Raw genomic sequence first — 23490 nt, 5'->3', positions numbered from 1 at the left:
GCGGGCCCGCGCCACAGCGCGAGCGCGTCGGCGAGCCGCCGGCAGCCGACGGCGGGATCCTCGGCCAGCCACGCGCGGCCTGCGGTGACCTCCGCCTCGAAGCGGTGCAGGTCGATGTCGTCGGGGCGGACGTCCAGCCGGTAGCCGCCGGGCCGGGCCTCGACGGGCAGCCCGGGCGCGGCGCGGCGCAGCCGGGACACCAGGGCCTGGAGCGCGTTGGCCTCGCCGGTCGGCGGTTCGCCGTCCCAAACCCCGGCCACCAGCCGGCCCACGGAGACCGTCCGGCCGGGTTCCAGCGCGAGCAGGATCAGCAGCCGGCGCGGGCGCGCGCCGCCGACCTCGACCGGCGTACCGGAGTCGGCGCGGACCTCCAGCGGCCCGAGCAGGCAGATCTGCACGCCGTCGATTCTGCCCGGCCGCGGCCACGGCCCGGTGCTCAGACCTCCGGGCGGTCCTGCTCGGTGTCCCGCCGGCGCAGCTCCTCCTCGCGGCGGCGCAGGTCGTCCTCCCAGCGGCGGAAGAGCTCCTGATCCTGCTGCCGGGACCGCTCCCCGAGGGACGACAGGAACGCCGGGTCGTCGTCCGGCGCCACCTGCCGGCGACCCCGGTCCCGCTCCGAGAAGCCGTTGCCCATCGGCCAGGCGGTCCGGGCGCGGCCGGGGCCCGACTCTCGACCGGCGACGAACCAGGCGATCGACCCGACCAGCGGGAAGATCAGGATGATCAGCACCCAGGCGATGCGGGGCAGGGCGCGGATCTCGCCCTCCTCGGCGGAGAGGCAGCTGATCAGCGCGCAGATGCCGAGCACGACCTCGGCCAGGAAGAGAAGCCCGTACAGGCGAACCATGTCGGACATCATGGACCACCGATGCCGTTCAGCGCAGCCCGCGTACCACCATCAGCACGCCGAGCGCGGCGAACCCGGCGGCGGCCAGCGCGGTCAGCGGGAACGACCAGCGCTGGGCCCGGCGCGGCCCGGCGCCGGTGGCCCGGCGCCAGTTCAGGGCGAGAGTGCCGAGCCAACCCACCACCGCCATGCCGGCCAGCAGCGCGCCGGCCAGGTCGCCGGTGAGCGCGAGCCGGACCATCAGCACGGCGACCGCGGTGAACGCCAGCAGGGTGCGGCGCCAGGCCAGCCGGGTCCGCTCCGGCTGCAGCCCGGGGTCGCCGGTCACCCGAGCGCCCGGGCCAGCACCGCGATCACCAGCAGCAGGGCGCCGAGGGCGACGCAGAGGGCCAGCACCGCCGGGAAACGGGACGCCGGCAGCTCCTCGCCGAGCCGGATGGCCCGTTCGGTACGCGCCCAGTGGTCGACCGCCCGGACGGCGACCGCCCCGCCGAGCAGCAGCAGCGCGATGGCGATCACCTCGCGCAGGTGGGTCACCGGCAGCGGCGGGAGGAACTGGGCGGCGGCCAGCCCGCCGGCGATCAGCGCCAGCCCGGTGCGCAGCCAGGCCAGGAAGGTCCGCTCGTTGGCCAGGGAGAAGCGGTAGTCGGGCCGGCTGCCCACCGACCGCATCTCACGCGGGTCGAACCACCGCCTGATCACCTCCCACACGTCGTCGATTATCCGCTTTGCCCGATGAATAGCCTGGGGGGATGACCGATCTTGACGCGCGGACCCTGCGCGACGCCTACGACAGCCAGCTCCGTCCGGAGATCCCGGATCCGTTGCCCGCCGGGGTGACCGTCGAACGGGACGGCCCGCTGGTCCGGATCCTCGGCCTGGACCAGCGCGGCTTCCTCACCTACCGCACCCTGGACGGGCTGGCCGGCGCGGAGCTGGACGTGTTGATCGCCCGGCAGGTGGAGTTCTTCCGGGCCCGGGGCGAGGGCGTGGAGTGGAAGCTCAACGGCCACGACGAGCCGGCCGACCTGGGTGACCGGCTGCGCGGCGCCGGCTTCGTCCCCGAGGACCAGGAGACCGTCGTGGTCGGGCCGGTCGCGGCCCTCGCGGGCGCCGTCCCGGTCCTGCCCGCCGGGGTACGCCTGCGCGAGGTCGCCTCCCACGAGGACCTCCTGCGGATCGCCGCGATGGAGGAGGCGGTCTGGCACAGCGACCGGAGCCACCTGGTGACCGGGCTGGCGAAGGAGATCGAGGCCGATCCGCAGTCGATCGCGATCGTGGTGGCCGAGGCGGGGGAGACCGTGGTCAGCGCCGGCTGGATCCGCTACCCGGCCAACACCGGCTTCGGCACCCTCTGGGGCGGCTCGACCCTGCCCGAGTGGCGGCGGAAGGGCATCTACCGGGCGCTGGTGGCGCACCGGGCGCGGCTGGCCGAGCAGCGCGGCCGGACGCTGCTCCAGGTGGACTGCTCGGAGGACAGCCGGCCGATCCTGGAGCGGCTCGGGCTCGTAGCGGTCACCACGACGACCCCGTACGTCTACACTCCGTGATCATGGAGCGGTTGACGGCGGACGAGCGGCTCACCCTGAAGACGGGGGCGTTCGGCGCCGTCTTCCTGGTGTCGAACGCCGAGGCCGGGATGTTCGCGATGATCCGGGAGAGCATGGCCGCGTCCGGCGCGCTGGCCGACGGCGGCGACGTGGTGAAGGAGGCGCTCAGCGTCGGCCCGCTGCCGCAACTGCCCCGGGACTCCGCGCTGGAGATCGAGGCGGTGGTGCTGCCCGCGCTGACCCGGGCGGTGGCGATCCTGCGGGAGAAGTCGCCGGAGGAGGTCGAGGCGTACCGCTCGGTGGTGCTGACCGCGGCCGGCCGGGTGGCCGACGCGCACCGGGGGGTGGCGCCGGCGGAGGCGGCGGTCATCGACCGGATCAGGGCCGCGCTGGATGGGCCGGCCTGACCGCGGCCACGGACCAGAGGGCGCGGACGGTGCTCCGGACGCAGCGGTCCCGGACCCGTCCGCAGGCGCAGCGGTAGGTGTCGGGAAGCATCCGGCGGCAGGATCGCCGGGCGCCCTCCGCGCCCTCCGCTCGGCGTCGACCCGTCGTACCGCTGATCTCGGACATTTCCGTCACCTCCCGATTCGGGAGTTTACCCGTCGCTGCGGTCCTCGGTGAGCTGTGTCACTCTGAGGCCCCGGGAGGGCGATGCTACTTGCGGGTAACATTGCGCCGTGGGCAACTGCACAGCAGCCCGCGGTTGACCGACCGTCAAGTCACGCGGGAGGCTGCGCCCGAGACCGGGCGAGTGATCGCAACACCAAACAGGAGGGTCGTCGAAGCGCGATGAACATCGTCGTACTCGTCAAGCAGGTGCCCGATTCGGGCGCGGACCGCAACCTGCGTTCTGACGACAACACCGTCGACCGCGGCTCGGCGAACAACGTCATCAACGAGATGGACGAGTACGCCATCGAAGAGGCGCTGAAGATCAAGGAGGCGCACGGCGGCGAGGTCACCATCCTGACCATGGGTCCGGACCGGGCGGCCGAATCGATCCGCAAGGCGCTCTCCATGGGTCCGGACAAGGCCGTGCACGTCGTGGACGACGCCCTGCACGGGTCCTGCGCCGTGGCCACCTCGAAGGTGCTCGCCGCCGCGCTCGGGCAGCTCAACGCCGACCTGGTGATCTGCGGCGCCGAGTCCACCGACGGCCGGGTCCAGGTCATGCCGCACATGATCGCCGAGCGGCTCGGCGTCGCCGCCCTCACCGGCGCGCGCAAGCTCACCGTCGACGGCGCCACGCTGACCGTCGAGCGGCAGACCGAGGAGGGCTACGAGGTGGTCACCGCCTCGACCCCGGCCGTGGTCTCCGTCTGGGACACCATCAACGAGCCGCGCTACCCCTCCTTCAAGGGCATCATGGCCGCCAAGAAGAAGCCGGTGCAGACGCTCTCCCTGGGTGACCTCGGCGTCGCCCCGACCGAGGTGGGCTTCGACGGCGCGACCAGCGCCGTGCTCGAGCACACCAAGCGCCCGCCGCGCTCCGGCGGCGCCAAGATCACCGACGAGGGCGAGGGCGGCGTCAAGCTGGTCGAGTTCCTCGCCACCGAGAAGTTCGTGTGAGAGGTCTGGACATGGCTGAGGTTCTCGTCGTCGTCGAAGCCACCAAGGAATTCGGCGTCAAGAAGGTCACCCTGGAGATGCTCACCCTCGCCCGCGAGCTGGGCACCCCCAGCGCGGTCGTGCTCGGCGGCTCCGGCGCCGCCGAGGCGCTGAGCGCCAAGCTGGGCGAGTACGGCGCGGAGAAGATCTACGCCGCCGAGGGCGCGGAGATCGACGGCTACCTGGTGGCCCCGAAGGCCACCGTGCTGGCCGAGCTGGTCAAGCGGGTGCAGCCGGCCGCCGTGCTGCTCGCCTCCGCCCAGGAGGGCAAGGAGATCGCCGCCCGGCTGGCCGTCAAGCTGGACAACGGCATCCTGACCGACGTGGTCGGCCTCGACGCCGACGGCACCGCGACCCAGGTCGCCTTCGCCGGCTCCACCATCGTCAAGTCCAAGGTCACCAAGGGCCTGCCGCTGGTCACCGTCCGGCCGAACTCGGTCAACCCGACCCCGGCCCCGGCCACCCCGGCCGTCGAGCAGCTCACCGTCGCCGTCACCGACGCCGACAAGCTGGCCAAGGTCGTCGACCGGGTCGCCGAGCAGAAGGGCTCCCGCCCCGAGCTGACCGAGGCGTCGGTCGTCGTCTCCGGCGGTCGGGGTGTCGGCAACGCCGACAACTTCAAGCTGGTCGAGGAGCTGGCCGACCTGCTCGGCGGCGCCGTCGGCGCGTCCCGCGCGGCCGTCGACTCCGGCTTCTACCCGCACCAGTTCCAGGTCGGGCAGACCGGTAAGACCGTCTCCCCGCAGCTCTACGTCGCGCTGGGCATCTCCGGCGCGATCCAGCACCGGGCCGGCATGCAGACCTCGAAGACCATCGTCGCCGTGAACAAGGACGGCGAGGCTCCGATCTTCGAGCTCGCCGACTTCGGCGTGGTCGGCGACCTGTTCAAGGTCGTCCCGCAGGCCGCCGAGGAGATCCGCAAGCGCAAGTGATCTGCACGGTCACGAGAGAGCCGCCGTCCGAGGTTCCGGGCGGCGGCTCTCTCGCGTGTTGCGGCCCTTCCCTGCGGCGGAAGGGAGCTGATCGGCGGGCCGGGGAGCTGAGCCGGCCCGCCGATCAGCCCGTCAAGGTGCCCCTCAGCAAACTGTCGCCGGAGTGGGCGGGCTCGTTGTCGCACTGCTCGGCGGAGACGTCGACCACCGAGTACGTCCCAGCGTACCGACCGCCAACATCCGCCTCGTCTCGGGATCGGTCAGCCGGACCTCTGAGTACCCCGGAACCCTCGGGAGATTCGCGGCGGCACTCCGGCATCCGGCGGGTCCGGTCTCGGCCGTTAGGCTGAACGGTGATGGCTTACCTGGATCACGCGGCGACGACCCCGATGTTGGACGAGGCACTCGAGGCGTACGTCGCCACCGCCCGCGAGGTCGGCAACGCGTCGTCGCTGCACGCGGCGGGCCGGCGTGCCCGGCGGCGGGTGGAGGAGTCCCGCGAGCGGGTGGCCGCCGTGCTCGGCGCCCGTCCCTCCGAGGTGATCTTCACGGGGGGCGGCACGGAGAGCGACAACCTCGCGGTGAAGGGCATCTTCTGGGCCCGTCGCGCGGCCCGCGGCGACCAGGTCCGGGTGGTCTCCAGCGCGGTCGAACACCACGCGGTGCTGGACGCGGTGGACTGGCTGGCCGGGCACGAGGGCGCCGAGGTGGGCTGGCTGCCGGTCGACGCCGCCGGCCGGCTCGACCCGGAGCGGCTCCGCGCCGAGCTGGCCGCGCACGGCGACCGGGTCGCCCTGGTCACCGCGATGTGGGCCAACAACGAGGTGGGCACCGTGCAACCGGTGGCCGACCTGGCGGCGGTCGCCGCCGAGCACGGCGTGCCGTTCCACACCGACGCCATCCAGGCCGTCGGCCAGGTACCGGTGGACTTCGCCGCGAGCGGCGTGGCCGCGCTGACCGTGACCGGGCACAAGCTCGGCGGCCCGGCGGGGGTCGGTGCGCTGCTGCTGGCCCGGGACGTCGCGGCCACCCCGCTGCTGCACGGCGGCGGCCAGGAGCGGGACGTGCGCTCCGGTACCCTCGACACCGCCGGCATCGTGGCGTTCGCGGTGGCCGTGGAGGCCGCGGTGAAGGGCCAGCAGGAGTACGCCGCCCGGGTGGCCGCGCTCCGCGACGAGCTGGTCGAGCGGGTCCGGCGGGCGGTGCCCGAGGTGATCTTCAACGGCGACCCGGTCGCCCGCCTCCCCGGCAACGCGCACTTCTCCTTCCCGGGCTGTGAGGGCGACGCGCTGCTGCTGCTCCTCGACGCGCAGGGCATCGCCTGCTCGACCGGTTCGGCCTGTTCCGCCGGGGTGGCCCAGCCCTCGCACGTGCTGCTGGCGATGGGCGCCGACGACGACCGGGCCCGCTCCTCGCTGCGCTTCACCCTCGGCCACACCAGCACCCGCGCGGACGTCGACGCCCTCATCGCCGCCCTCCCGGCGGCGGTGGACCGGGCCCGCCGGGCCGCCGCCCTCCGCACCCCGCGCTGACCCGGATACGCTCGGTGGGGTGAAGGGAGTGGGCTGGTGAGGGTTCTGGCGGCGATGTCGGGCGGGGTGGACTCGGCCGTGGCGGCGGCGCGGGCGGTGGCGGCCGGGCACGACGTGACGGGGGTGCACCTGGCGCTGGCCCGCAACCCGCAGACCTACCGCACCGGCGCCCGCGGCTGCTGCACCCTGGAGGACTCCCGGGACGCCCGGCGGGCCGCCGACGTCATCGGCATCCCGTTCTACGTCTGGGACATGGCCGACCGCTTCCATGAGGATGTGGTGGACGACTTCGTCGCCGAGTACGCCGCCGGTCGTACCCCGAATCCGTGCCTGCGCTGCAACGAGAAGATCAAGTTCGCCGCGGTGCTGGACCGGGCCGTGGCCCTGGGCTTCGACGCGGTGGTCACCGGCCACCACGCCCGCCTCGGCCCCGACCGCCTGCTGCGACGCAGCGTCGACGTGGCCAAGGACCAGTCGTACGTCCTCGCGGTGCTGACCCGCGCGCAGCTGGACCGGTCGATCTTCCCGCTCGGCGACTCCACCAAGGCCGAGGTCCGCGCGGAGGCCGCCCGGCGCGGCCTCGCGGTGGCCGACAAGCCCGACTCGCACGACATCTGCTTCATCGCCGACGGCGACACCCGCGGCTTCCTCGCCCAGCGGCTCGGCGAGTCCCCCGGCGACGTGGTCGACGCGGTCAGCGGCGCCGTGGTGGGCAGCCACACCGGCGCGTACGCCTACACCGTCGGCCAGCGGCGCGGCCTGCACCTGGACCGGCCCGCCCCGGACGGCCGGCCCCGCTACGTGCTCTCCATCACCCCGAAGACCAACACGGTGACCGTCGGCCCGGCCGAGGCGCTGGAGGTCTCCGAGGTCCGGGCGACCCGGCCGGTCTGGACGGGTGGCGAGCGGCCCACCGCGCCGGTGGAGTGCGAGGTGCAGTTGCGGGCGCACGGCGACGTGGTGCCCGCCACCGTCGAGGTCTCCGCCGACGGGCTCGCCGCCGAGCTGCGCCGCCCGGTCCGCGGGGTCGCCGCCGGCCAGGCCATCGTGGCGTACCGGCCGGACCCGGCCGGGGACGTGGTGCTGGGTTCGGCGACCATCACCGGCTGACCGCCTCCGGGCCGGCTGCCCCGGACGGCCATCGAGGTGGGTGCCGCCCTGCGGCGCCTTGCTCCGACCCGCGGCGCCTTGTTCCGGGCGGCGATACCTCGCTCCGGGCTTTGGCGGTCGGGCGGCGGCCCGTCACCGGGCCGATCGGCGACGCCGATGCGCGCCCACCGCCCGGCGGGATACCCCCGCACCACGCTACGAAGCTGATGTCGTAGCTGAATCAGACCCGGGGATGCGACCCGCGGCGACAGATTCTCCGCCGAGTAGTTGAGGACGGCCGATCCGTTGACGTCATCAGCTTCATGGCGTGGCTGGCGATGCTGCCGGCCCCGGACCTGCCGGCCGTCGTGCTGGTTCGCAGGGACCTTGCCGGCCGGGGCCAGCATGCGGCAGGGGCCGCCGTCGCCCGGTAGAGGCGAGCATCCGGCGGGGAGCGCCGTCCCGTCGGGCAGGGGCCGGCGCAGCGGATAGTCTTCGCGCGTGACTGATCACGCATGGCCCTGGCCCGCCGGGGCGGCGACCGGCATCGGCTCGCTGCCCGGCACCGACATCGCCGAGGCGCAGCGGATCGTGCTCGGTGAGCTGCCCGCCTTTCCCCACCTGCCCGAGCTGCCCGCCCGCGGTCCGGGCGCCGACCTGATCGGCCGCACCGGCGGCCTGCTGGTCGAGCTGCCCGTCGAGCTGTACGCGGCCCGCTGGCGGATCGCCCCGCGCCCCGGCAAGGACCTGCGGCGCGCCCGTGACCTGATGGAACGCGACCTCGACCAGCTCGCCGAGCAGGCCGAGGCGTACGCCGGACCGGTCAAGGTGCAGGCCGGCGGCCCGTTCACCCTGGCCGCCGCGCTGGAGCTGCCGATCGGCGGCAAGCTGCTGCGCGATCCCGGCGCGGTGCGGGATCTCACCGGCTCGCTCGCCGAGGGGCTGCGCGGGCACGTCGAGGCGGTACGCCGGCGGCTGCCGGGCGCGTCGGTGCTGCTCCAGCTCGACGAGCCGTCCCTGCCGGCGGTGCTGGCCGGTCGGGTGCCGACCGAGAGCGGCTTCGGCGCCCACCGGGCCGTGGAGTCCGAGGTCGCCCGCACGCTGCTGGGCACGGTCATCGAGGCGGCCGGGGTGCCGACCGTGGTGCACTGCTGCGCCCCGGACGTGCCACTGGAGCTGATCCGGACCGCCGGGGCGGTCGGGGTGGCGCTGGACGTCGGCCTGATCACCGACCTGGATCCGCTCGGCGAGGCGATCGACGCGGGGCTCGGGCTGCTGGCCGGAGCCGCGCCGACCCTGCCGCCGCCCGCCGGTCGCGCGCCGACGTCCACCCAGGTCGCCGACCGGGTACGCGAACTCTGGGACCGCCTCGGCTTCCCGCGCCGTCGGCTCGCCGAGCAGGTGGTGGTCACCCCGGCCTGCGGCCTCGCCGGGGCCACCCCGGGCTACGCCCGCGCGGTCCTCACCGCCTGCCGGACGCCGGCCGCCGGCTGTACGAGGAGTGAGGTTTTCCGTCGTACCTGTGGGGCAGGATGACCGCCATGATTGGACAGCTGCGTTCCGTGGTGATCGACTGCCCCGACCCGCGGGCCCTGGCCGGCTTCTACGCCGAGCTGCTCGGCCTGCCGCTGATCGAGGACAACTCCGACGGTGACGACTGGGTGGTGCTCGGCGGCCCGCCCGGTCACCTGCCGAGGCTCGCCTTCCAGCGGGCGCCCGGCCTGCGCGCGCCGGCCTGGCCCGACCCGGAGCGGCCCCAGCAGTTCCACCTCGACGTCACCGTCGACGACATCGAGACCGCCGAGAAGGCGGCGCTGGCCCTGGGCGCCCGGCGACTGCCGGGCGAGGGGGAGGGCTTCCGGGTGTACGCCGACCCGGCCGGGCACCCGTTCTGCCTCTGCTGGGACTGACCCGCGGTCATCCGCCCGACCTGGCGGAGTGTCAACTGTTGCCGATTGAGTATGCGTTGGTATGCGTTGTTGACCTTACAAGAGTGGCTTGCGGGGTGGGCGGTGCACCGGTGAAGGGGGATCAGGCGGTCGGCGGCTCGGTGCCGTGGGGGTGTGGCGTTGGTGGTTGCGGGTTTACGTCGTACCGGGTGGTTACGGTGCTGGGCGTGGCGGGCCGGGAGCGGTTGAGTGTGGTGCAGGCGTACCGGTTCGCGTTGGACCTGACACCCCGGCAGGAGCGGGCGGTGCTCGCGCATGCGGGGGCGGCGCGGGTGGCGCACAACTGGGCGCTGGCCCGGGTCAAGGCGGTGATGGATCAGCGGGCCGCTGAGCGCACGTACGGCATCCCCGACGAGCACCTCACTCCCACGATTGGTTGGTCTCTGCCGGCGCTGCGTAGAGCGTGGAATCAGGCGAAGTCGGATGTGGCGCCGTGGTGGGCCGAGTGCTCCAAGGAGGCGTTCAACACGGGCCTGGACGCGCTGGCCCGGGGGTTGAAGAACTGGTCGGACTCCCGCACCGGTAAGCGTGCCGGGCGGCGGGTGGGGTTCCCGCGGTTCAAGTCCCGGCGCCGGTCGACCCCGTCGGTGCGGTTCACCACCGGGGCGATCCGGGTGGAGCCGGACCGTAGGCATGTGGTGTTGCCCCGGTTGGGCCGGTTGAAGCTGCACGAGTCCGCCCGGAAGCTCGCCCGCCGGCTGGAGGCGGGCACCGCCCGGATTGTGTCGGCGACGGTGCGCCGTGACGGCGGGCGCTGGTATGTGTCGTTCACCTGTACGGTGCAGCGCGTCCAGGGTGTGCCGGCCTGCCCGGATGCGACGGTCGGTGTGGACCTGGGTGTGTCGCATCTGGCGGTGTTGTCCACCGGTGAGGTGGAGCCCAACCCGCGCCATTTGGACGCTGCCGCCCGCCGGATGCGGCGTCTTTCGCGGCGCGTGTCTCGCCGGGTCGGCCCTGACCGGCGCACCGGTCGGCGTGGGTCGATGCGGTGGGAACGGGCGCGCGTCCGGCTCGGCCGGGCGCACGCCCGGGTCGCTCATCTGCGCCACGACGGTCTGCACAAGCTGACCACCCGGCTCGCCGCCGAGTACGGCACGCTGGTGGTGGAAGACCTCAACGTGGCCGGGATGCTGGCCAACCGGCGGCTGGCTCGGCGCATCGCCGACGCCGGGTTCGCCGAACTGCGGCGGCAACTGGCCTACAAGACGGGATGGAATGGCGGGCGGCTGGTGGTGGCCGACCGGTGGTATCCGTCCTCGAAAACCTGCTCGAGCTGCGGCGTAGTGAAAACCAAACTCGCCCTGTCCGAGCGCACCTACACCTGCACCACCTGCGGCCTCGTCCTGGACCGGGACGTCAACGCCGCACGGAACCTGGCCGCCCTGGCGGCCACCGTCGCCGGGAGTGGCCCGGAGACGCGAAACGGACGTGGAGCCGACCGTAAGACCCGCCCCGGCGGGCCGGTGGCTGTGAAACGTCAACCCGGCACCGCCACCGCGGGTAACACCGGGACCGTCCCACCGCAAGGTAGGACATCCAATCATGAGCTCACCCACGCATCATGAGAGGAAACGGCTTGCGGGCACGGGGCATGATCGTCACCGTGATCGACACCTCGCTCCGCCGGGCCTCCGGCTCGTTCTTCGGTCTGGCCTACGGCGACGCCCTGGGCAAGCCGACCGAGTTCCTCACCGTGGCCGAGATCGAGCGCCGGTACGGCCCGGCCGGCCCCCGCGAGCTGGCCGGTGACCCGGCGCTGGTCACCGACGACACCCAGATGGCCCTCGCCGTGGCGTGGGCGCTGCACGACGCGCCCGCGTTCACCGCGGAGGCGGTCGAGCCGTTGCTGCGGCGGCGCTTCCTGGCTTGGGCGGCCAGTCCGGACAACAACCGCGCACCCGGCATGACCTGCCTGCGGGCCTGCGCCGAGCTCGCTCGGGGCACCCGCTGGCAGGAGGCGACGGTGGCGGACTCGAAGGGCTGCGGCGCGAACATGCGGGTCACCCCGATCGGCCTCCTCGACGTCGACTTGGACACGCTCGCCGGGCTGGCCCAGCTCCAGGCCGGCCTGACCCACGGTCACCCCACCGGCCTGGCGGCCAGCGAGCTGACCGCGTACGCGGTCCGACTGCTGCGCGACGGCGCCGCGCCGGCCGACCTGCCCGGGCTGCTGACCGCCCGGGCCCGTGCGCAGGCGTCGGTCTACCGGGCGGACTGGCTCGGCGACCTCTGGCAGCGCCCGGGGGTGGCGACGCCGACGGAGTTCATCGCCCGGGGCTGGGACGAGTGCCTGGGCGCCCTCGCGCGCCTCGACGCTGCGGCGGCCGCACCGGACGACGGCGGTGGCGATGCCGGGCACCGACAGCGGCAGCGTGATCCGCCGGAACGCGCCGATGTGGGTCAGCCCGTCGACCAGCGCCGCCTCCTCCAGCTCCTCCGGCAGGCCGTCGAAGTAGCCCATCATGATGTAGACGACCAGCGGCAGCGACACGAACATGTGGCTGAGGATCAGCACGCCGAAGCCGCCGACCATCTTCAGGTTGGAGAAGACGTAGTACCAGGGCACCAGCAGCGAGACGCCCGGGATGACCCGGGCCATCAGCACCACCAGCGCGGACTTGCGCATGTTGAACCGGCTCATCGAGTACGCGGCCGGCACGCCCAGGAGCAGCGACGCCACCGTCGCGGCGAAGGCCACCCACAGGCTGTTGCCGATGAACTGGACGTAGTTCGCCTGCTTGAGCACGGTGACGTAGTTGTCCGTGGTGGGCGAGAAGACCAGCGCCTTGCCGGTGTCGTAGATGTCGACATTGGTCTTGAACGACGCGGCGACCATCCAGAGCAGCGGCGCGAGCAGCGACAGCACCACGACGGCGAGCGCCACCACCCGGAACACCCGGTACGCGGGACGGGGCTTCATCGGTGCGCCTCCTTGCGGCGGGCGGTCAGCGCCCACATCGACCCGATGATGATCAGGAAGAAGATGATGAGGACGGTCGAGGAGACGCCGTACTCGTTGTAGTCGAAGCTGAGGCCGTAGGCGTACACGTTGAGCGTCTCCACCTCGTGGAAGGAACCGCCGCCGCGACCCTTGGTGGCGTAGAGGATGTCGAAGGTCTTCAGCGCGTCGATGCCGCGCAGCAGGATCGCCACGATCACCGTGGGCATCAGCAGCGGCAGGGTGACGTGCCGGAAGCGCTGCCAGGTGCTGGCACCGTCGATCCGGGCCGCCTCCTGCGGCTCGTCGGAGAGCGAGGTGAGCCCGGCGAGCAGGATCAGCACCACCATCGGCGTCCACTGCCAGACGTCGATGAAGATGGTGGTGGGCAGCGCGGAGTGCTGGCCGGCGAGCCACGGCTGCGGTCCGATGCCGACCCAGCCGAGCACCTGGTTGGCCAGGCCGATGTTGGGGTCGAAGATGAGCCGCCACATCATGCCGACGGCGACCGGGGTGGCGACCAGCGGCATCAGGATGGCCACCCGGACCCACTTCTGCCCCTTGAACGGCCGCCACAGCAGCAGCGCGACCGCCATGCCGAGCACGACCTCGAAGAGCAGCGCGACGACGGTGAACGTGGCGGTCCGCCCGACGGCGGGCCAGAACCGCTCGGTGTCCGACAGCACGTCGAGGTAGTTGCGGAAGCCGACGAACTCGCTCTCGGCGCGGACGGAGCCCTCGGCGTCGGTGAGGCTGAGGTAGCCGGTCCACCGCCGGCGACCTGGGCAGCGTCACGTTCGAGCTCAGCACGCGGTGGGACTCCATCGCGGTGGCTGACGCCGACCCGGCGGACAACGCCGCGACGTTCAACGTGACGGCGGCCGACGCGAGCTGAACGACGCGTCACCCGGCCGGGGCGTCCTCCCCGGCCGGGTGACGCGGCTCGTCACTGCTGAGCGACGCTGGGGCCGGGACCGATCGGGTCGGCGACGCTGGGGCCCGGGCCGATCGCCGTCACCACGCTGGGGCCGGGGCCGATGGGGTCGGCGACGCCGGGGCCCGGGCCGATCGCCGAGACCGCAGCCGTCACGCTGCCGAGGCCCAGGGCCAGGCCCGCGAGGCTCACCGCTGCGGCAATCGCGATCTTCCGAAGGTTCATGTGGGTTCCTCCCGTGTTGGTCGTTCCGATGACAGGAACGCTATGCAGCGGGCGGATGCCGGATAACCTCCATTTATCCAGTAATGTCGATACTTATGTCGATTGATACATCCGTCAGGTTGTGTCGCGTATCGCAAACGGATCGAGGGCCCGGAACCGGGTCGGTTCCGCCTCGCCGTCGGCGCAAGGTCACCAGGTCGGGCGTTGCAGCAGTCCGACGAACTCCACCAGCAGCCGTTCCCGCAACCGCACCGGGGCCACGTTGAGCAGGTTGTTGACCATCGCCATCCGGTCCGGCAGGGGCCCGGCGCCGCCGCCGAGGCCGAGCCCGGCGGCCAACCCGGCGATCAGCTCGGGGGTGAGGGCCTCCGGGGTGAGGCTGCCCGCGAGTGCCAGCAGCTCCGGCGGGAGCTGGACCGGACCGGCCGCCCGGGCCGCGGCGACCGCGTCGGCCAGGTCGGGGCCGAACTCGGCCACCCGGGGGGCCACCGCCGCGGTCACCGTCAGGTGCACGCTGGCCGGCAGGCCGGCGTAGGTGAGCTGGGGCTGGGTGTGCCAGCCCCGGGCGGTCAGCTCGTCGACCAGCACGAACAGGTCGAGCCCCGGATCGGTGCTGGTGAAGCAGACCACGCTCGACTCCGGCTCGGCCATCAGCCGCAGGCCGTCCACCCCGCGCACCGCGTCGGCCAGCCCGGCCACCGCGTCCCGGGTGAGCGCAGCGAGCCGCAGGTAGCCGTCCTCGCCGAGGTGCCGCAGCGTGGCGTACGCGGCGGCGATCGGGCCGCCGGAGCGGGTGGAGGCGATCACGGGGTTGACCATCGTGTACCCGGGCCAGTCGGCGTACGCGAAGTACTGGGATGCGCGCAGCCCCGGATCGCGGTGCAGCAGCACCGACACCCCCTTCGGGGCGTACGCGTACTTGTGCAGGTCGACGGAGATCGAGGTGACCCCGTCGACGGCGAAGTCGAACGGCGGCACCGGCGCGCCGAGGCGCCGCAGCCAGGGCAGCGTCCAGCCGCCGAAGCAGGCGTCCACGTGGCAGCGCGCCCCGGCCGCCGCGGCGACGCCGCGATCTCGCGACCGGGTCGACCACGCCGTGCGCGTACGAGGGGGCGGAGCAGGCCACCAGCACGGTCTCCGGGCGGATCGCGGCGGCCACGTCGGCAACGGTGGGGCGGAGGGTGGCCGGGTCGACAGCCACGGGGTCGAGGGCCACCCGCAGATAGTGGGCCGCCTTGGCGAACGCCGCGTGCCCGCTGACCGGCACCACGATCCGCGGCTCGGCGATCTCCGGCCGGGCGTCGCGGGCCGCCTTCACGGCGAGGATCAGCGACTCGGTGCCGCCGCTGGTGACGCTGCCGACGACGTCCGGCGCGCTGGTGCCCGGCCCGCCGCCGAGCAGCCGGGCCGCCGCCCCGACGAGGGCGTTCTCCATCGCCAGCAGCGACGGGAAGGCGGTCGGGTCGAGCCCGTTCACGTGCGCGCTCCCGGCGTACGCGGCGTGGGCCAGCTCGTCCAGCCCGGGCACCCCCGGGTCGTACACGTACGCGAACAGCCGCCCCCCGTGCGTGGGCCGGTCCAGCCCCCGCAAGCCGCGGATCTCGTCGAGCACCCGCTCGGCGGGCACTCCCTCGACGGGCAACGCGCCCGCCCTGTTGTCGATCATGGCCTGGTGGCGCCCTTCTTCTGACGGTCAGCGGCTCTCCTCCCCCACCACGACGCCGTGGTCGGCGGGGCGGGTGGGGGTGGCGGCGGCAAGGCGGGAGGCGGTGAGGTCGTAGGGGCGCAGCAGGAGCACGGCCGCGCCGACCAGGAGGCCGGGCAGGACGGTGAAGCCGAGGAGGACGCCGAGGCGGGCCGGTGCGGACTGGGCGGCGGCGAGGCCGGTCGAGGACGAGACGTAGCCGGAGACCTGGAGGACCAGGCCGTACAGGCCGGGGCCGAGGGCCAGGCCGACAGTCTCCCCGGCGGTCCACAGGCCGGTGAAGACGCCGGCCTGGCGGCGGCCGGTGCGCGCGGTGTCGTAGGCGATGCAGTCCGGCAGCATGGCCAGCGCGAAGACCTGCTGGCCGGCGTAGCCGACGCCGATCAGCGCGACCAGCAGGTAGACCCCGACGGCCGGCAGCACCGGCGCGGCGACCAGGGCCAGCGCGCCGGCCGCGAAGATCAGCGACGCGGCGACCAGGGCGGCGAGCTTCCCCACCCGGGCGCGACCCGGGTCCAGAGCGGCATGACCAGCAGCGCCGGCCCGACGAAGCAGGCGAAGAGCAGGGTGGGCCCGGTCTCCGGGTCGCGCAGCACCTGGTCGGCGAAGTAGCTCACCCCGGCCAGCACGGTGGCCACCCCGGCGGACTGCACCACGAAGCAGGCCAGCAGGGCCCGGAACGGCCGGTTGCGGCCGGCGACCGCGAGCTGGGCGCGCAGGCTCGGCTCGCTCTCCCCCACCGTGCCGGTCGGCGCGGCGCGGGTGCCGAGGAACGCGCCGACCGCGCCGGCCACGATCAGCGCGGCCACGAAGAGCCCCATCCAGCGGTGCCCGGCCACCCCCTCGCCGCCGGCGGTCACCACCGCCGGGGCCACCGCCCCGGAGACCAGGATGGCCAGCGCCAGCACCGCGATCCGCCAGCTCATCAGCCGGGTACGCTCCGCGTAGTCGCCGGTCAGCTCGGTGGGCATGGCCACGTACGGCACCTGGAAGAAGGCGAACGCGGTCGCGGTGGCCAGGAACGCCACCGCCACGTACGCCCCGGCGGCCGGCCCGGCGCCGAATGGCGCGGCGAAGATCCCGGCGAAGAGCACGGCCAGCGCGAGCCCGCCCAGCAGCAGGTACGGCCGGCGGGCGCCCCACCTCGACCGGGTCCGGTCGGAGATCCGCCCGGCGACCGGGTTGACCAGTACGTCCCACGCCTTCGGCAGGAGCACCAGCAGGGCGGCCACGCCCGCGGCGACGCCCAGCGTGTCGGTCAGGTACGGCAGGAGCAGCAGCCCGGGCACGGTGCCGAAGGCGCCGGTGACCAGCGAGCCCAGTGCGTAGCCGGCGTGCACCCGGCGGGGCAGCCGCCCGGTCGGCCCCGTCGCGTCCATGGGGCCGAATGTTACTCACGTTATGGCCCGGGTCACATCCCCTCCTCCGGCGACCAGGCCGCCGCCATGTCCACCCCGGACGGGCGCAGCGGGCAACCCTCGGCCCGCAGGCGGGCCCGCGCCTCGACCTCGTGCCCCGGCGGCAGCCGCCCGGCCGAGTTCACCACCCGATGCCAGGGCACCCCGCCCCCGTACCGCGCCATGATCGAGCCGACCAGTCGCGCCGATGCCCGCCCCGAGCGCTCGGCGAGCGCGTCCGCGACCGCCCCGTACGACATCACCCGGCCCGGCGGGATCCGCTCGACCAGGTCCAGCACCGCCTCGACGTACTCGTCAGGTGTCACGGCCAGCCACGATATGGGAACGCCGATCGGTGCGGCGGACCCGACCGCGCAGAATGGTCGGGTGCGCGAAGCAGTCACGGCGGCCCGGCGGATCGTCGTCAAGATCGGCTCATCCTCGCTGACCACCTCGGCCGGCGGGCTGGACGACGCCCGGGTCGACGCGCTGGTCGACACCCTCGGCACGCTCGCCGCCGACGGCCGCGAGGTGGTGCTGGTCTCCTCCGGCGCGATCGCCGCCGGCCTCGCCCCGCTCGGGCTGGCCCGGCGCCCCCGCGACCTGGCCACCCAGCAGGCCGCCGCCAGCGTCGGCCAGGGCCTGCTGATCGGCCGGTACGCGGCCAGCTTCGCCCGGCACGGCCTGACCGTCGGGCAGGTGCTGCTCACCGTCGACGACGTGACCCGGCGGGTGCACTACCGCAACGCGTACCGGACCCTGCGCAAGCTGCTCGACCTGCGGGCGGTGCCGATCGTCAACGAGAACGACACGGTGGCCACCGAGGAGATCCGGTTCGGCGACAACGACCGCCTCGCCGCGCTGGTGGCCGCGCTCGTCCACGCCGACCTGCTGGTCCTCCTCTCCGACGTGGACGCCCTCTACACCGGCGACCCGTCCCGGCCGCAGACCGCGCGGATCGGCGAGGTGCACTGCGAAGGCGACCTGGCCGGCATCGACGTCGGCGGCGCCGGCCGCGCCGGGGTGGGCACCGGCGGCATGGTGACCAAGGTCGAGGCGGCCCGGATCGCCACCGGCTTCGGCATCCCGGTGGTGCTCACCGCCGCCCCGCTGGCCGCCCAGGCGCTGGCCGGCGAGCCGGTCGGCACGCTCTTCCACCCCGAACGGCAGCGCCCGGCCGCCCGGCTGTTCTGGTTGGCCCACGCCACCACCCCGCGCGGGCGGCTGCACCTCGACCCGGGGGCGGTGCAGGCCGTGGTGGGCCGGCGCAAGTCGCTGCTGCCAGCCGGGATCACCGCGGTGGACGGCGCGTTCACCGCCGGGGACCCGGTCGACCTGGTGGACGCCGAGGGCGCCCCGGTGGCCCGCGGCCTGGTCAACTACGACGCGGTGGAGCTGCCCGGGCTGCTCGGCCGCTCCACCGGAGAACTCGCCGCGGCGCTCGGCCCGGCGTACGAACGGGAGGTCGTCCACCGCGACGACCTGGTGCTGCTGTGAACCGGAACCCCGTGCCGCACGGGATCCCCTACCGACACCCGAGGAGTGCAGGATGAGCGTCGTCGAGCAGGCCCGGCGGGCCCGGGACGCGGCGGAGGCGCTGGCCGTCGCCACCCGTACGGTCAAGGACGCCGCGCTGGCCGCGATGGCCGACGCGCTGGTGGCGCGTACCCCGGAGATCCTCGCCGCGAACGCGACGGACCTGGCGGCCGGGCGGGAGGCCGGCCTGACCGCGGCCGTGCTGGACCGGCTGGCGCTCGACCCCGGGCGGGTGGCCGGCATCGCGGACGCGCTGCGCCAGATGGCCGCGCTGCCCGACCCGGTCGGCGAGGTGGTCCGCGGCTCGACCCTGCCCAACGGCCTGGAGCTGCGGCAGGTCCGGGTGCCGTTCGGGGTGGTCGGGATCATCTACGAGGCCCGTCCGAACGTCACCGTGGACGCCGCCGGGATCTGCCTGAAGTCCGGCAACGCGGCGCTGCTGCGCGGCTCCTCCTCGGCCGCCCACTCCAACGCGGCGCTGGTCGCGGTGCTCCGCGACGCGGTCGCCGGGGCCGGCCTACCGGCCGACGCGGTGCAACTGCTCGACGCCGGCTCGCGCGACTCGGTCAAGGAGCTGATGCGCGCCCGCGGCCTGGTCGACGTGCTGATCCCGCGCGGGGGCGCGTCGCTGATCCGGACCGTGGTCGAGGAGTCGACGGTGCCGGTGATCGAGACCGGGGTCGGCAACTGCCACGTCTACGTGGACGCCGCCGCCGACGTCGGCAAGGCGGTAGCGGTCACCCTGAACGCCAAGACCCAGCGCCTGTCCACCTGCAACACCGCCGAGTCGCTGCTAGTGCACGCGGGGATCGCCGACGCGTTCCTGCCGCCGGCGCTGGCCGCCTTCGCCGACGCCGGGGTGACCGTGCACGGCGACGTCCGGGTCGCCGCTTACTCCGCCGCGGTCGTCCCGGCCACCGAGGAGGACTTCGCCACCGAGTACCTGTCCGCGGACATCTCGGTCGCCGTGGTCGACTCGCTGGACGCGGCGGTCGCGCACATCCGGCGGTACGGCACCGGCCACACCGAGGCGATCGTCACCGACTCGCAGCCCACCGCCCGGGAGTTCGTGGCCCGGGTCGACGCGGCGGCGGTGATGGTGAACGCCTCCACCCGGTTCACCGACGGCGGCGAGTTCGGCTTCGGCGCGGAGATCGGCATCTCCACCCAGAAGCTGCACGCCCGCGGCCCGATGGGGCTGCCCGAGCTGACCAGCACCAAGTACGTGGTCACCGGGGACGGGCACCTGCGCTGACTGCGGCGCCGCTCAGCCGCTCGGCTGGGCGGCCTGCGGCGGCGCGGGGTCCGCCGGGGTCGCGGAGCGCTGCGCCGGCACGACGGCCGGGACCGCCGGCCGGCAGGCCCGGATCGCCCGCAGGGTGGTGTGCACGTCGAACTGGTGGCCGTCGTCGCTGTCCCAGCCGCCGTCGCTGCGCTGCGTCTCGGCGAGCCGCTTGCGCGCCGACACCAGCAGCCACTGCTCCTCGCCCACCTCGACCCGGCGCAGCGTCGCGGCCAGCCACGCCACGTCGGCCGGGGACATCTCCGGGATCCGTTCGGCCAGCACCGCCTGGATCCGCGCCGACTCGTAGTACATCTGCTGCCGGTGCAGCACCGCCGCGCTCAGCCAGCCGGCGGGAAGGAACGACGGCCAGCTCCCGTCCGGGGCAAGCTGCACGGCGACCGCCTGCGCCGCGGCCTGCACCACCCCGGCGTACGCCCCGCCGACGCGATGGTCGAGCGGGCCGGCGGCGCGGGCGTCCAACCCGGCGACGGTCAGCCAGAACCCGGCGTTGGCGGTGAGGTAGAGCTGGGCCTCCGGGTCGCCGGGGCGGGCCCACTCGGGGGCGAACCCGGCCAGCGCCGGGTCCTCGTCCCAGCCGCCGTCGGGGCGCTGCCGGACGGCCAGCCAGTCGAGGGCGTGCCGGGCCGCCGGGCGACCGAGCGCGCCGAGGTCGTCCAGCTCGCCGAGGCGGAAGCAGGTCGCGTCGATCGAGGCGACGTCGCTGCCCAGGGTGGCCGGCCAGCCGCCACCCGACGCCTGCCCGGCCTCGGCCGCGTCGAGCAGTTCGACCGGCACCGGCGTGCCGGTGCGCAGCCGGGAGAGGCGGGCGCGGTCCACCGCGTCACCATGAGCCACGACGAAGCCGATCGCGGCGTCCAAGTCGACCACGAAGGCAACGCTACCGGCGCAAACGCGGTTACGCCCTCGGTAGCTCGGCCGACGTGGCCCGGCCCCGGCGGGTACGCGAAGGGGCCCTCCCGGCAGCGGAAGGGCCCCTTCGACCGACGACTCAGTACGCGGGCAGCGACGGGTCGATCTGCTTGATCCAGGAGAGCACGCCGCCCTGGACGTGCACGGCGTCGCGGAAGCCGGCCGTCTTCAGCGCGGCGAGCGCCTCCGCGGAGCGGACCCCGGACTTGCAGTGCAGCACGATCTGCCTGTCCTGCGGGAGCTTCACCAGGGCCTCGCCGGAGAGGATGTCGCCCTTGGGGATCAGCGTCGAGCCGGGGATCCGCACGATCTCGTACTCGGCGGGCTCCCGGACGTCGACCAGGAAGATGTCCTTGCCGGCGTCCTGCCACTCCTTCAGCTCCAGCGCGGTGATGGTCGAGTCGACCACCGCCTCCTGCGCCTCCTCGGAGACTGCGCCGCAGAAGTCCTCGTAGTCCTCCAGCAGGTCGGTGACCGTCGGGTTGTCGCCGCAGAGCGCGCAGTTCGGGTCCTTGCGAACCTTGATCTTGCGGTACTCCATCTCCAGGGCGTCGTAGACCATCAGCCGGCCCACCAACGGCTCGCCGATGCCGGTGAGCAGCTTGATCGCCTCGTTGACCTGGATCGAGCCGATCGAGGCGCAGAGCACGCCTAGGACGCCGCCCTCGGCGCAGGACGGGACCATGCCGGGCGGCGGGGGCTCCGGGTAGAGGCAGCGGTAGCAGGGGCCGTGCTCGGCCCAGAACACCGACGCCTGACCGTCGAACCGGTAGATCGAGCCCCAGACGTACGGCTTGCCGAGCAGCACCGCGGCGTCGTTGACCATGTAGCGGGTGGCGAAGTTGTCCGTGCCGTCGACGATCAGGTCGTACTGGGAGAAGATCTCCCTGACGTTCTCCCGGTCCAGCGCGGTGTTGTGGATCTCCACCTGGACCAGCGGGTTGATCTCGCGGATCGACGCCGCGGCGGACTCGGCCTTGGACCGGCCGACGTCCGAGACGCCGTGGATGATCTGGCGCTGGAGGTTGGACTCGTCGACGGTGTCGAAGTCGATGATGCCGAGCGTGCCGACGCCGGCGGCGGCGAGGTACATCAGGGCCGGCGAGCCGAGACCGCCGGCGCCGACGCAGAGCACCCGGGCGTTCTTCAGCCGCTTCTGCCCCTCGACCCCGACGTCCGGAATGATCAGGTGGCGCGAATAGCGACGGATCTCGTCAACGGTCAGCTCGGCGGCGGGCTCGACGAGCGGGGGCAACGACACGGTGGACTCCCCGGGATCGGCGTTGGTGAACCGCGCCATTGTCGCTCGGCGGAGCACCGGTCGGCCATGAGGAGGGACACGTCGCCCGACATGCGGGAGCGGGAATAGTCAGATGCCGTCGACCGGCTCGCCGGAGTAGCGGGAGCCGTCCACGTACGGCCAGGCGTTGGCGACGCAGCCGTCCAACCCGTACGTCTGCTGCTGCATCACCGGGGCCGGCTCGCCCGGCCCGGGGCAGGCCTGGTGCACCTCGCCGAACTCGTGCCCGACCTCGTGGTTGATCACGTAGGTGCGGTAGACCACCAACGGCGCGCCGTAGTCGGGCACCGACTCCATCCACCGGGCCAGGTTGATGATCACGCGGCCGGGAAGCCGGCAGGAGGTGTACCGCTCGGTGGTCAGCCCGCCGTCGGCGCACATCCGCTCCGAGGTCGCCGGGGTGGCCAGGTAGATGGTGAAGTCGGCGTCGGCCTCCTCGGCCACCCGCTGCACCCGCAGCTCGCCGGAGCCGATCCAGCTGCGCCGGTCGCCGAGCACCTCGTCCACGGTCGCGGCGAAGGCGTCCACGTCCTGCCCGGCGCCCTGCTCGACGGCGACCCGGTAGCGGCGCAGCGGGCCGCCGTAGCCGCGTACCGGGGAGCGGCCGTCGGCGGCGGCGAAGCTGCCGGAGGCCTCGGTCGGGTACCGGCCGGGCTCCCCCCGGGGTTCCGCACCGAGCCCGCTGGCCGGCCGTGGATTCCCGGCGGCCGCGGGTCGCTGGTCCGCCGGTCGGGGGGTGAGCTCGGTCAGGCCGGCCGCCGTGCCGGCCACCGCCAGCAGGGCGACCAGCAGCAGGAGCGTGCGCCGACGGCGACCCCGCATCCGACGCCTCGTCGGTCGGACCGGCGCCGGGTGACCGGTCGCCGCCGGCGGACGGCCGAAGTCGAGCCGGGCCGGGCCAGCGGGACGGGCCGGGCCGCGGTCGGGCTCGGCAGGCGGGTCGTAAGGGGACGACGGCGTCATGACCCCAGCGTCCCATGCGATTCCGGGCATCCGGCCGGGTTCACCACTCTTGGCGCAAAACCCGTCCCACCACTGTCTTCGGGACGATCACACCGGCGGTCCGGTGTACCGCCGCCCCGCCACGTACGGCCAGGGATTGGGCGTGCAGCCGTTCAGGAAGAGCGTCTGCTGCTGCATCACCGGCGCCGGCCGGCCCGCGCCCGGGCACCGCTCGTGGTGGTACCCCAACTGGTGGCCGACCTCGTGGTTGATCACGTAGAGCCGGTAGCGCTCCAGCGGCAACCCGGCCTTCACCAGGTGCGGCACGGACAGCCGCCAGCGGTCCAGGTTGATGATGACCTTGCCCGGGGCCCGGCACGAGGTGTACGGGCGCCCACCGATCCGGATGTCGGTGCCCCCGGCCAGACACATCCGACCCGCCGTGCGGGCCGTCGCGAGGTAGATGGTGAAGTCGTAGCCGACACCCGCCGACACCCGCTGCAACCGCAGCTGACCGCTGTCCACCCAGCTCCCCGGACCCGCGAGCGCCGTCTGCACCGCGTCGCCGAAGGCGTGCACGTCCTCCCCGGAACCGTTCTCCACCGCCACCCGGAAGCGCCCCAGCGTGCCCGACCGCCCGAGCACCCCGCCCGGGCGGTCGTCGTACCCGAAGCTGCCCGGCCCGCCGAAGGGCACCGGGCCGGCAGGCTCGAGCACCGGCTCGGCGGCGGTCGACGTGGCTCGGGCAGGGGCCGGCCGGACGGCGACGGGGGCGGCGCGAGCGCGGC

At 73.8% G+C, this 23490-nt stretch carries 21 protein-coding genes and 5 pseudogenes; 12 read left to right on the top strand and 14 right to left on the bottom strand.

Annotation, left to right across the window (positions count from 1 at the left end; translation table 11 throughout):
• From JNW87_RS15090 to JNW87_RS15075, 4 genes are all read right to left on the bottom strand, one after another.
• The coding region (locus JNW87_RS15090) for a winged helix-turn-helix domain-containing protein (protein WP_238453884.1) at nt 1–398 on the bottom strand (398 nt) is incomplete at its 3' end.
• A gap of 38 nt (nt 399–436) precedes the next feature.
• Nucleotides 437–847 (bottom strand): PLD nuclease N-terminal domain-containing protein, encoded by a 411-nt coding sequence (locus JNW87_RS15085; RefSeq protein ID WP_109800620.1) that lies wholly within the window; start codon nt 845–847, stop codon nt 437–439.
• A gap of 28 nt (nt 848–875) precedes the next feature.
• Nucleotides 876–1175: a DUF202 domain-containing protein gene (locus JNW87_RS15080; RefSeq protein ID WP_109800619.1), complete on the bottom strand. Its 300-nt coding sequence runs from the start codon at nt 1173–1175 to the stop codon at nt 876–878.
• Entirely contained in the window at nt 1172–1558 is a 387-nt protein-coding gene (locus JNW87_RS15075; protein ID WP_109800618.1) for a YidH family protein, read from the bottom strand. The genes JNW87_RS15080 and JNW87_RS15075 overlap by 4 nt, the downstream gene beginning before the upstream one ends.
• 41 nt (nt 1559–1599) lie before the next feature.
• Between JNW87_RS15075 and JNW87_RS15070 the strand changes: the two genes are divergently transcribed.
• The 10 genes and pseudogenes from JNW87_RS15070 to JNW87_RS15020 all read left to right on the top strand — a co-directional run.
• Nucleotides 1600–2397 carry a GNAT family N-acetyltransferase gene (locus JNW87_RS15070; RefSeq protein ID WP_109800617.1) on the top strand — a complete coding sequence of 266 codons (798 nt, stop codon included), beginning with the start codon at nt 1600–1602 and terminating at the stop codon, nt 2395–2397.
• Between the two features lie 2 nt (nt 2398–2399).
• Entirely contained in the window at nt 2400–2804 is a 405-nt protein-coding gene (locus JNW87_RS15065; RefSeq protein WP_238453883.1) for a hypothetical protein, read from the top strand.
• 385 nt (nt 2805–3189) lie between these two features.
• Nucleotides 3190–3969, top strand: a complete 780-nt coding sequence (locus JNW87_RS15060; protein ID WP_109800615.1) for an electron transfer flavoprotein subunit beta/FixA family protein — start codon at nt 3190–3192, stop codon at nt 3967–3969.
• A gap of 11 nt (nt 3970–3980) precedes the next feature.
• The gene (locus JNW87_RS15055) at nt 3981–4940 is read left to right on the top strand and encodes an electron transfer flavoprotein subunit alpha/FixB family protein (RefSeq protein ID WP_109800614.1); all 960 of its coding nucleotides are present in this window, start codon (nt 3981–3983) and stop codon (nt 4938–4940) included.
• A gap of 356 nt (nt 4941–5296) precedes the next feature.
• The gene (locus tag JNW87_RS15045; protein WP_238453882.1) at nt 5297–6472 is read left to right on the top strand and encodes a cysteine desulfurase family protein; all 1176 of its coding nucleotides are present in this window, start codon (nt 5297–5299) and stop codon (nt 6470–6472) included.
• 36 nt (nt 6473–6508) lie between these two features.
• Nucleotides 6509–7582 carry a tRNA 2-thiouridine(34) synthase MnmA gene (mnmA, locus tag JNW87_RS15040; RefSeq protein WP_238453881.1) on the top strand — a complete coding sequence of 358 codons (1074 nt, stop codon included), beginning with the start codon at nt 6509–6511 and terminating at the stop codon, nt 7580–7582.
• A 480-nt stretch (nt 7583–8062) separates the two neighbouring features.
• A pseudogene (locus tag JNW87_RS15035) lies at nt 8063–9066 on the top strand (methionine synthase).
• A 36-nt stretch (nt 9067–9102) separates the two neighbouring features.
• Complete coding sequence (locus JNW87_RS15030) at nt 9103–9471, top strand: VOC family protein (RefSeq protein ID WP_201749515.1); 369 nt, start codon at nt 9103–9105, stop codon at nt 9469–9471.
• Nucleotides 9472–9581: 110 nt separating this feature from the next.
• Complete coding sequence (gene tnpB / locus JNW87_RS15025) at nt 9582–11075, top strand: IS607 family element RNA-guided endonuclease TnpB (protein WP_238453880.1); 1494 nt, start codon at nt 9582–9584, stop codon at nt 11073–11075.
• 26 nt (nt 11076–11101) lie between these two features.
• Nucleotides 11102–11848 (top strand): annotated as a pseudogene (locus JNW87_RS15020) (ADP-ribosylglycohydrolase family protein); the annotation flags it as partial.
• Between the two features lie 54 nt (nt 11849–11902).
• Here the strand turns inward: JNW87_RS15020 and JNW87_RS15015 are convergent.
• From JNW87_RS15015 to JNW87_RS14990, 6 genes and pseudogenes are all read right to left on the bottom strand, one after another.
• Nucleotides 11903–12136: pseudogene (locus tag JNW87_RS15015) on the bottom strand (carbohydrate ABC transporter permease); the annotation flags it as partial.
• 290 nt (nt 12137–12426) lie between these two features.
• Complete coding sequence (locus JNW87_RS15010) at nt 12427–13134, bottom strand: carbohydrate ABC transporter permease (RefSeq protein ID WP_238453879.1); 708 nt, start codon at nt 13132–13134, stop codon at nt 12427–12429.
• 260 nt (nt 13135–13394) lie between these two features.
• A complete protein-coding gene (locus JNW87_RS15005; RefSeq protein WP_161557985.1) occupies nt 13395–13607 on the bottom strand; it encodes a hypothetical protein in 213 nt (70 codons plus the stop codon).
• A 189-nt stretch (nt 13608–13796) separates the two neighbouring features.
• A pseudogene (locus JNW87_RS15000) lies at nt 13797–15273 on the bottom strand (pyridoxal phosphate-dependent decarboxylase family protein).
• A gap of 27 nt (nt 15274–15300) precedes the next feature.
• Nucleotides 15301–16691: pseudogene (locus JNW87_RS14995) on the bottom strand (MFS transporter).
• Nucleotides 16692–16723: 32 nt separating this feature from the next.
• Nucleotides 16724–17035 carry an MGMT family protein gene (locus JNW87_RS14990; protein WP_109800819.1) on the bottom strand — a complete coding sequence of 104 codons (312 nt, stop codon included), beginning with the start codon at nt 17033–17035 and terminating at the stop codon, nt 16724–16726.
• Nucleotides 17036–17096: 61 nt separating this feature from the next.
• On the opposite strand from JNW87_RS14990, the gene proB reads away from it, so the two are divergent.
• Complete coding sequence (proB, locus tag JNW87_RS14985) at nt 17097–18206, top strand: glutamate 5-kinase (RefSeq protein ID WP_201749529.1); 1110 nt, start codon at nt 17097–17099, stop codon at nt 18204–18206.
• Nucleotides 18207–18258: 52 nt separating this feature from the next.
• Nucleotides 18259–19500 (top strand): glutamate-5-semialdehyde dehydrogenase, encoded by a 1242-nt coding sequence (locus JNW87_RS14980; RefSeq protein WP_109800817.1) that lies wholly within the window; start codon nt 18259–18261, stop codon nt 19498–19500.
• Nucleotides 19501–19512: 12 nt separating this feature from the next.
• Here the strand turns inward: JNW87_RS14980 and JNW87_RS14975 are convergent, their stop codons facing one another.
• The 4 genes from JNW87_RS14975 to JNW87_RS14960 form a co-directional block, all read right to left on the bottom strand.
• The gene (locus JNW87_RS14975; RefSeq protein ID WP_236647386.1) at nt 19513–20418 is read right to left on the bottom strand and encodes a squalene--hopene cyclase; all 906 of its coding nucleotides are present in this window, start codon (nt 20416–20418) and stop codon (nt 19513–19515) included.
• A gap of 121 nt (nt 20419–20539) precedes the next feature.
• Nucleotides 20540–21760, bottom strand: coding sequence for an adenylyltransferase/sulfurtransferase MoeZ (moeZ, locus tag JNW87_RS14970; RefSeq protein ID WP_201749528.1), 1221 nt, complete (start codon nt 21758–21760; stop codon nt 20540–20542).
• A 69-nt stretch (nt 21761–21829) separates the two neighbouring features.
• On the bottom strand, nt 21830–22582 hold the full coding sequence (locus JNW87_RS14965; RefSeq protein WP_238453878.1) for a DUF3152 domain-containing protein: 753 nt from the start codon (nt 22580–22582) through the stop codon (nt 21830–21832).
• 228 nt (nt 22583–22810) lie between these two features.
• Nucleotides 22811–23490 (bottom strand): DUF3152 domain-containing protein (locus JNW87_RS14960; protein WP_238453877.1); only part of this gene is annotated, 680 nt, incomplete at its 5' end.

It is taken from the genome of Micromonospora sp. ATA51 (genome assembly GCF_016802855.1).
Classification (GTDB): domain Bacteria; phylum Actinomycetota; class Actinomycetes; order Mycobacteriales; family Micromonosporaceae; genus Micromonospora; species Micromonospora sicca.
Note: the sequence above shows the minus strand (reverse complement) of the source record. Positions and strands in the feature narration are given on the sequence as shown.

What these genes read in the sequence shown, in the direction of transcription:
- JNW87_RS15085 (WP_109800620.1), bottom strand. Translation starts at nt 847, where the DNA reads ATGGTTCGCCTGTACGGGCTTCTCTTCCTGGCCGAGGTCGTGCTCGGC.
- JNW87_RS15070 (WP_109800617.1), top strand. Translation starts at nt 1,600, where the DNA reads ATGACCGATCTTGACGCGCGGACCCTGCGCGACGCCTACGACAGCCAG.
- JNW87_RS15065 (WP_238453883.1), top strand. Translation starts at nt 2,400, where the DNA reads ATGGAGCGGTTGACGGCGGACGAGCGGCTCACCCTGAAGACGGGGGCG.
- JNW87_RS15060 (WP_109800615.1), top strand. Translation starts at nt 3,190, where the DNA reads ATGAACATCGTCGTACTCGTCAAGCAGGTGCCCGATTCGGGCGCGGAC.
- JNW87_RS15055 (WP_109800614.1), top strand. Translation starts at nt 3,981, where the DNA reads ATGGCTGAGGTTCTCGTCGTCGTCGAAGCCACCAAGGAATTCGGCGTC.
- JNW87_RS15045 (WP_238453882.1), top strand. Translation starts at nt 5,297, where the DNA reads ATGGCTTACCTGGATCACGCGGCGACGACCCCGATGTTGGACGAGGCA.
- JNW87_RS15030 (WP_201749515.1), top strand. Translation starts at nt 9,103, where the DNA reads ATGATTGGACAGCTGCGTTCCGTGGTGATCGACTGCCCCGACCCGCGG.
- JNW87_RS15005 (WP_161557985.1), bottom strand. Translation starts at nt 13,607, where the DNA reads ATGAACCTTCGGAAGATCGCGATTGCCGCAGCGGTGAGCCTCGCGGGC.
- JNW87_RS14980 (WP_109800817.1), top strand. Translation starts at nt 18,259, where the DNA reads ATGAGCGTCGTCGAGCAGGCCCGGCGGGCCCGGGACGCGGCGGAGGCG.
- moeZ (WP_201749528.1), bottom strand. Translation starts at nt 21,760, where the DNA reads ATGGCGCGGTTCACCAACGCCGATCCCGGGGAGTCCACCGTGTCGTTG.
- JNW87_RS14965 (WP_238453878.1), bottom strand. Translation starts at nt 22,582, where the DNA reads ATGCGGGGTCGCCGTCGGCGCACGCTCCTGCTGCTGGTCGCCCTGCTG.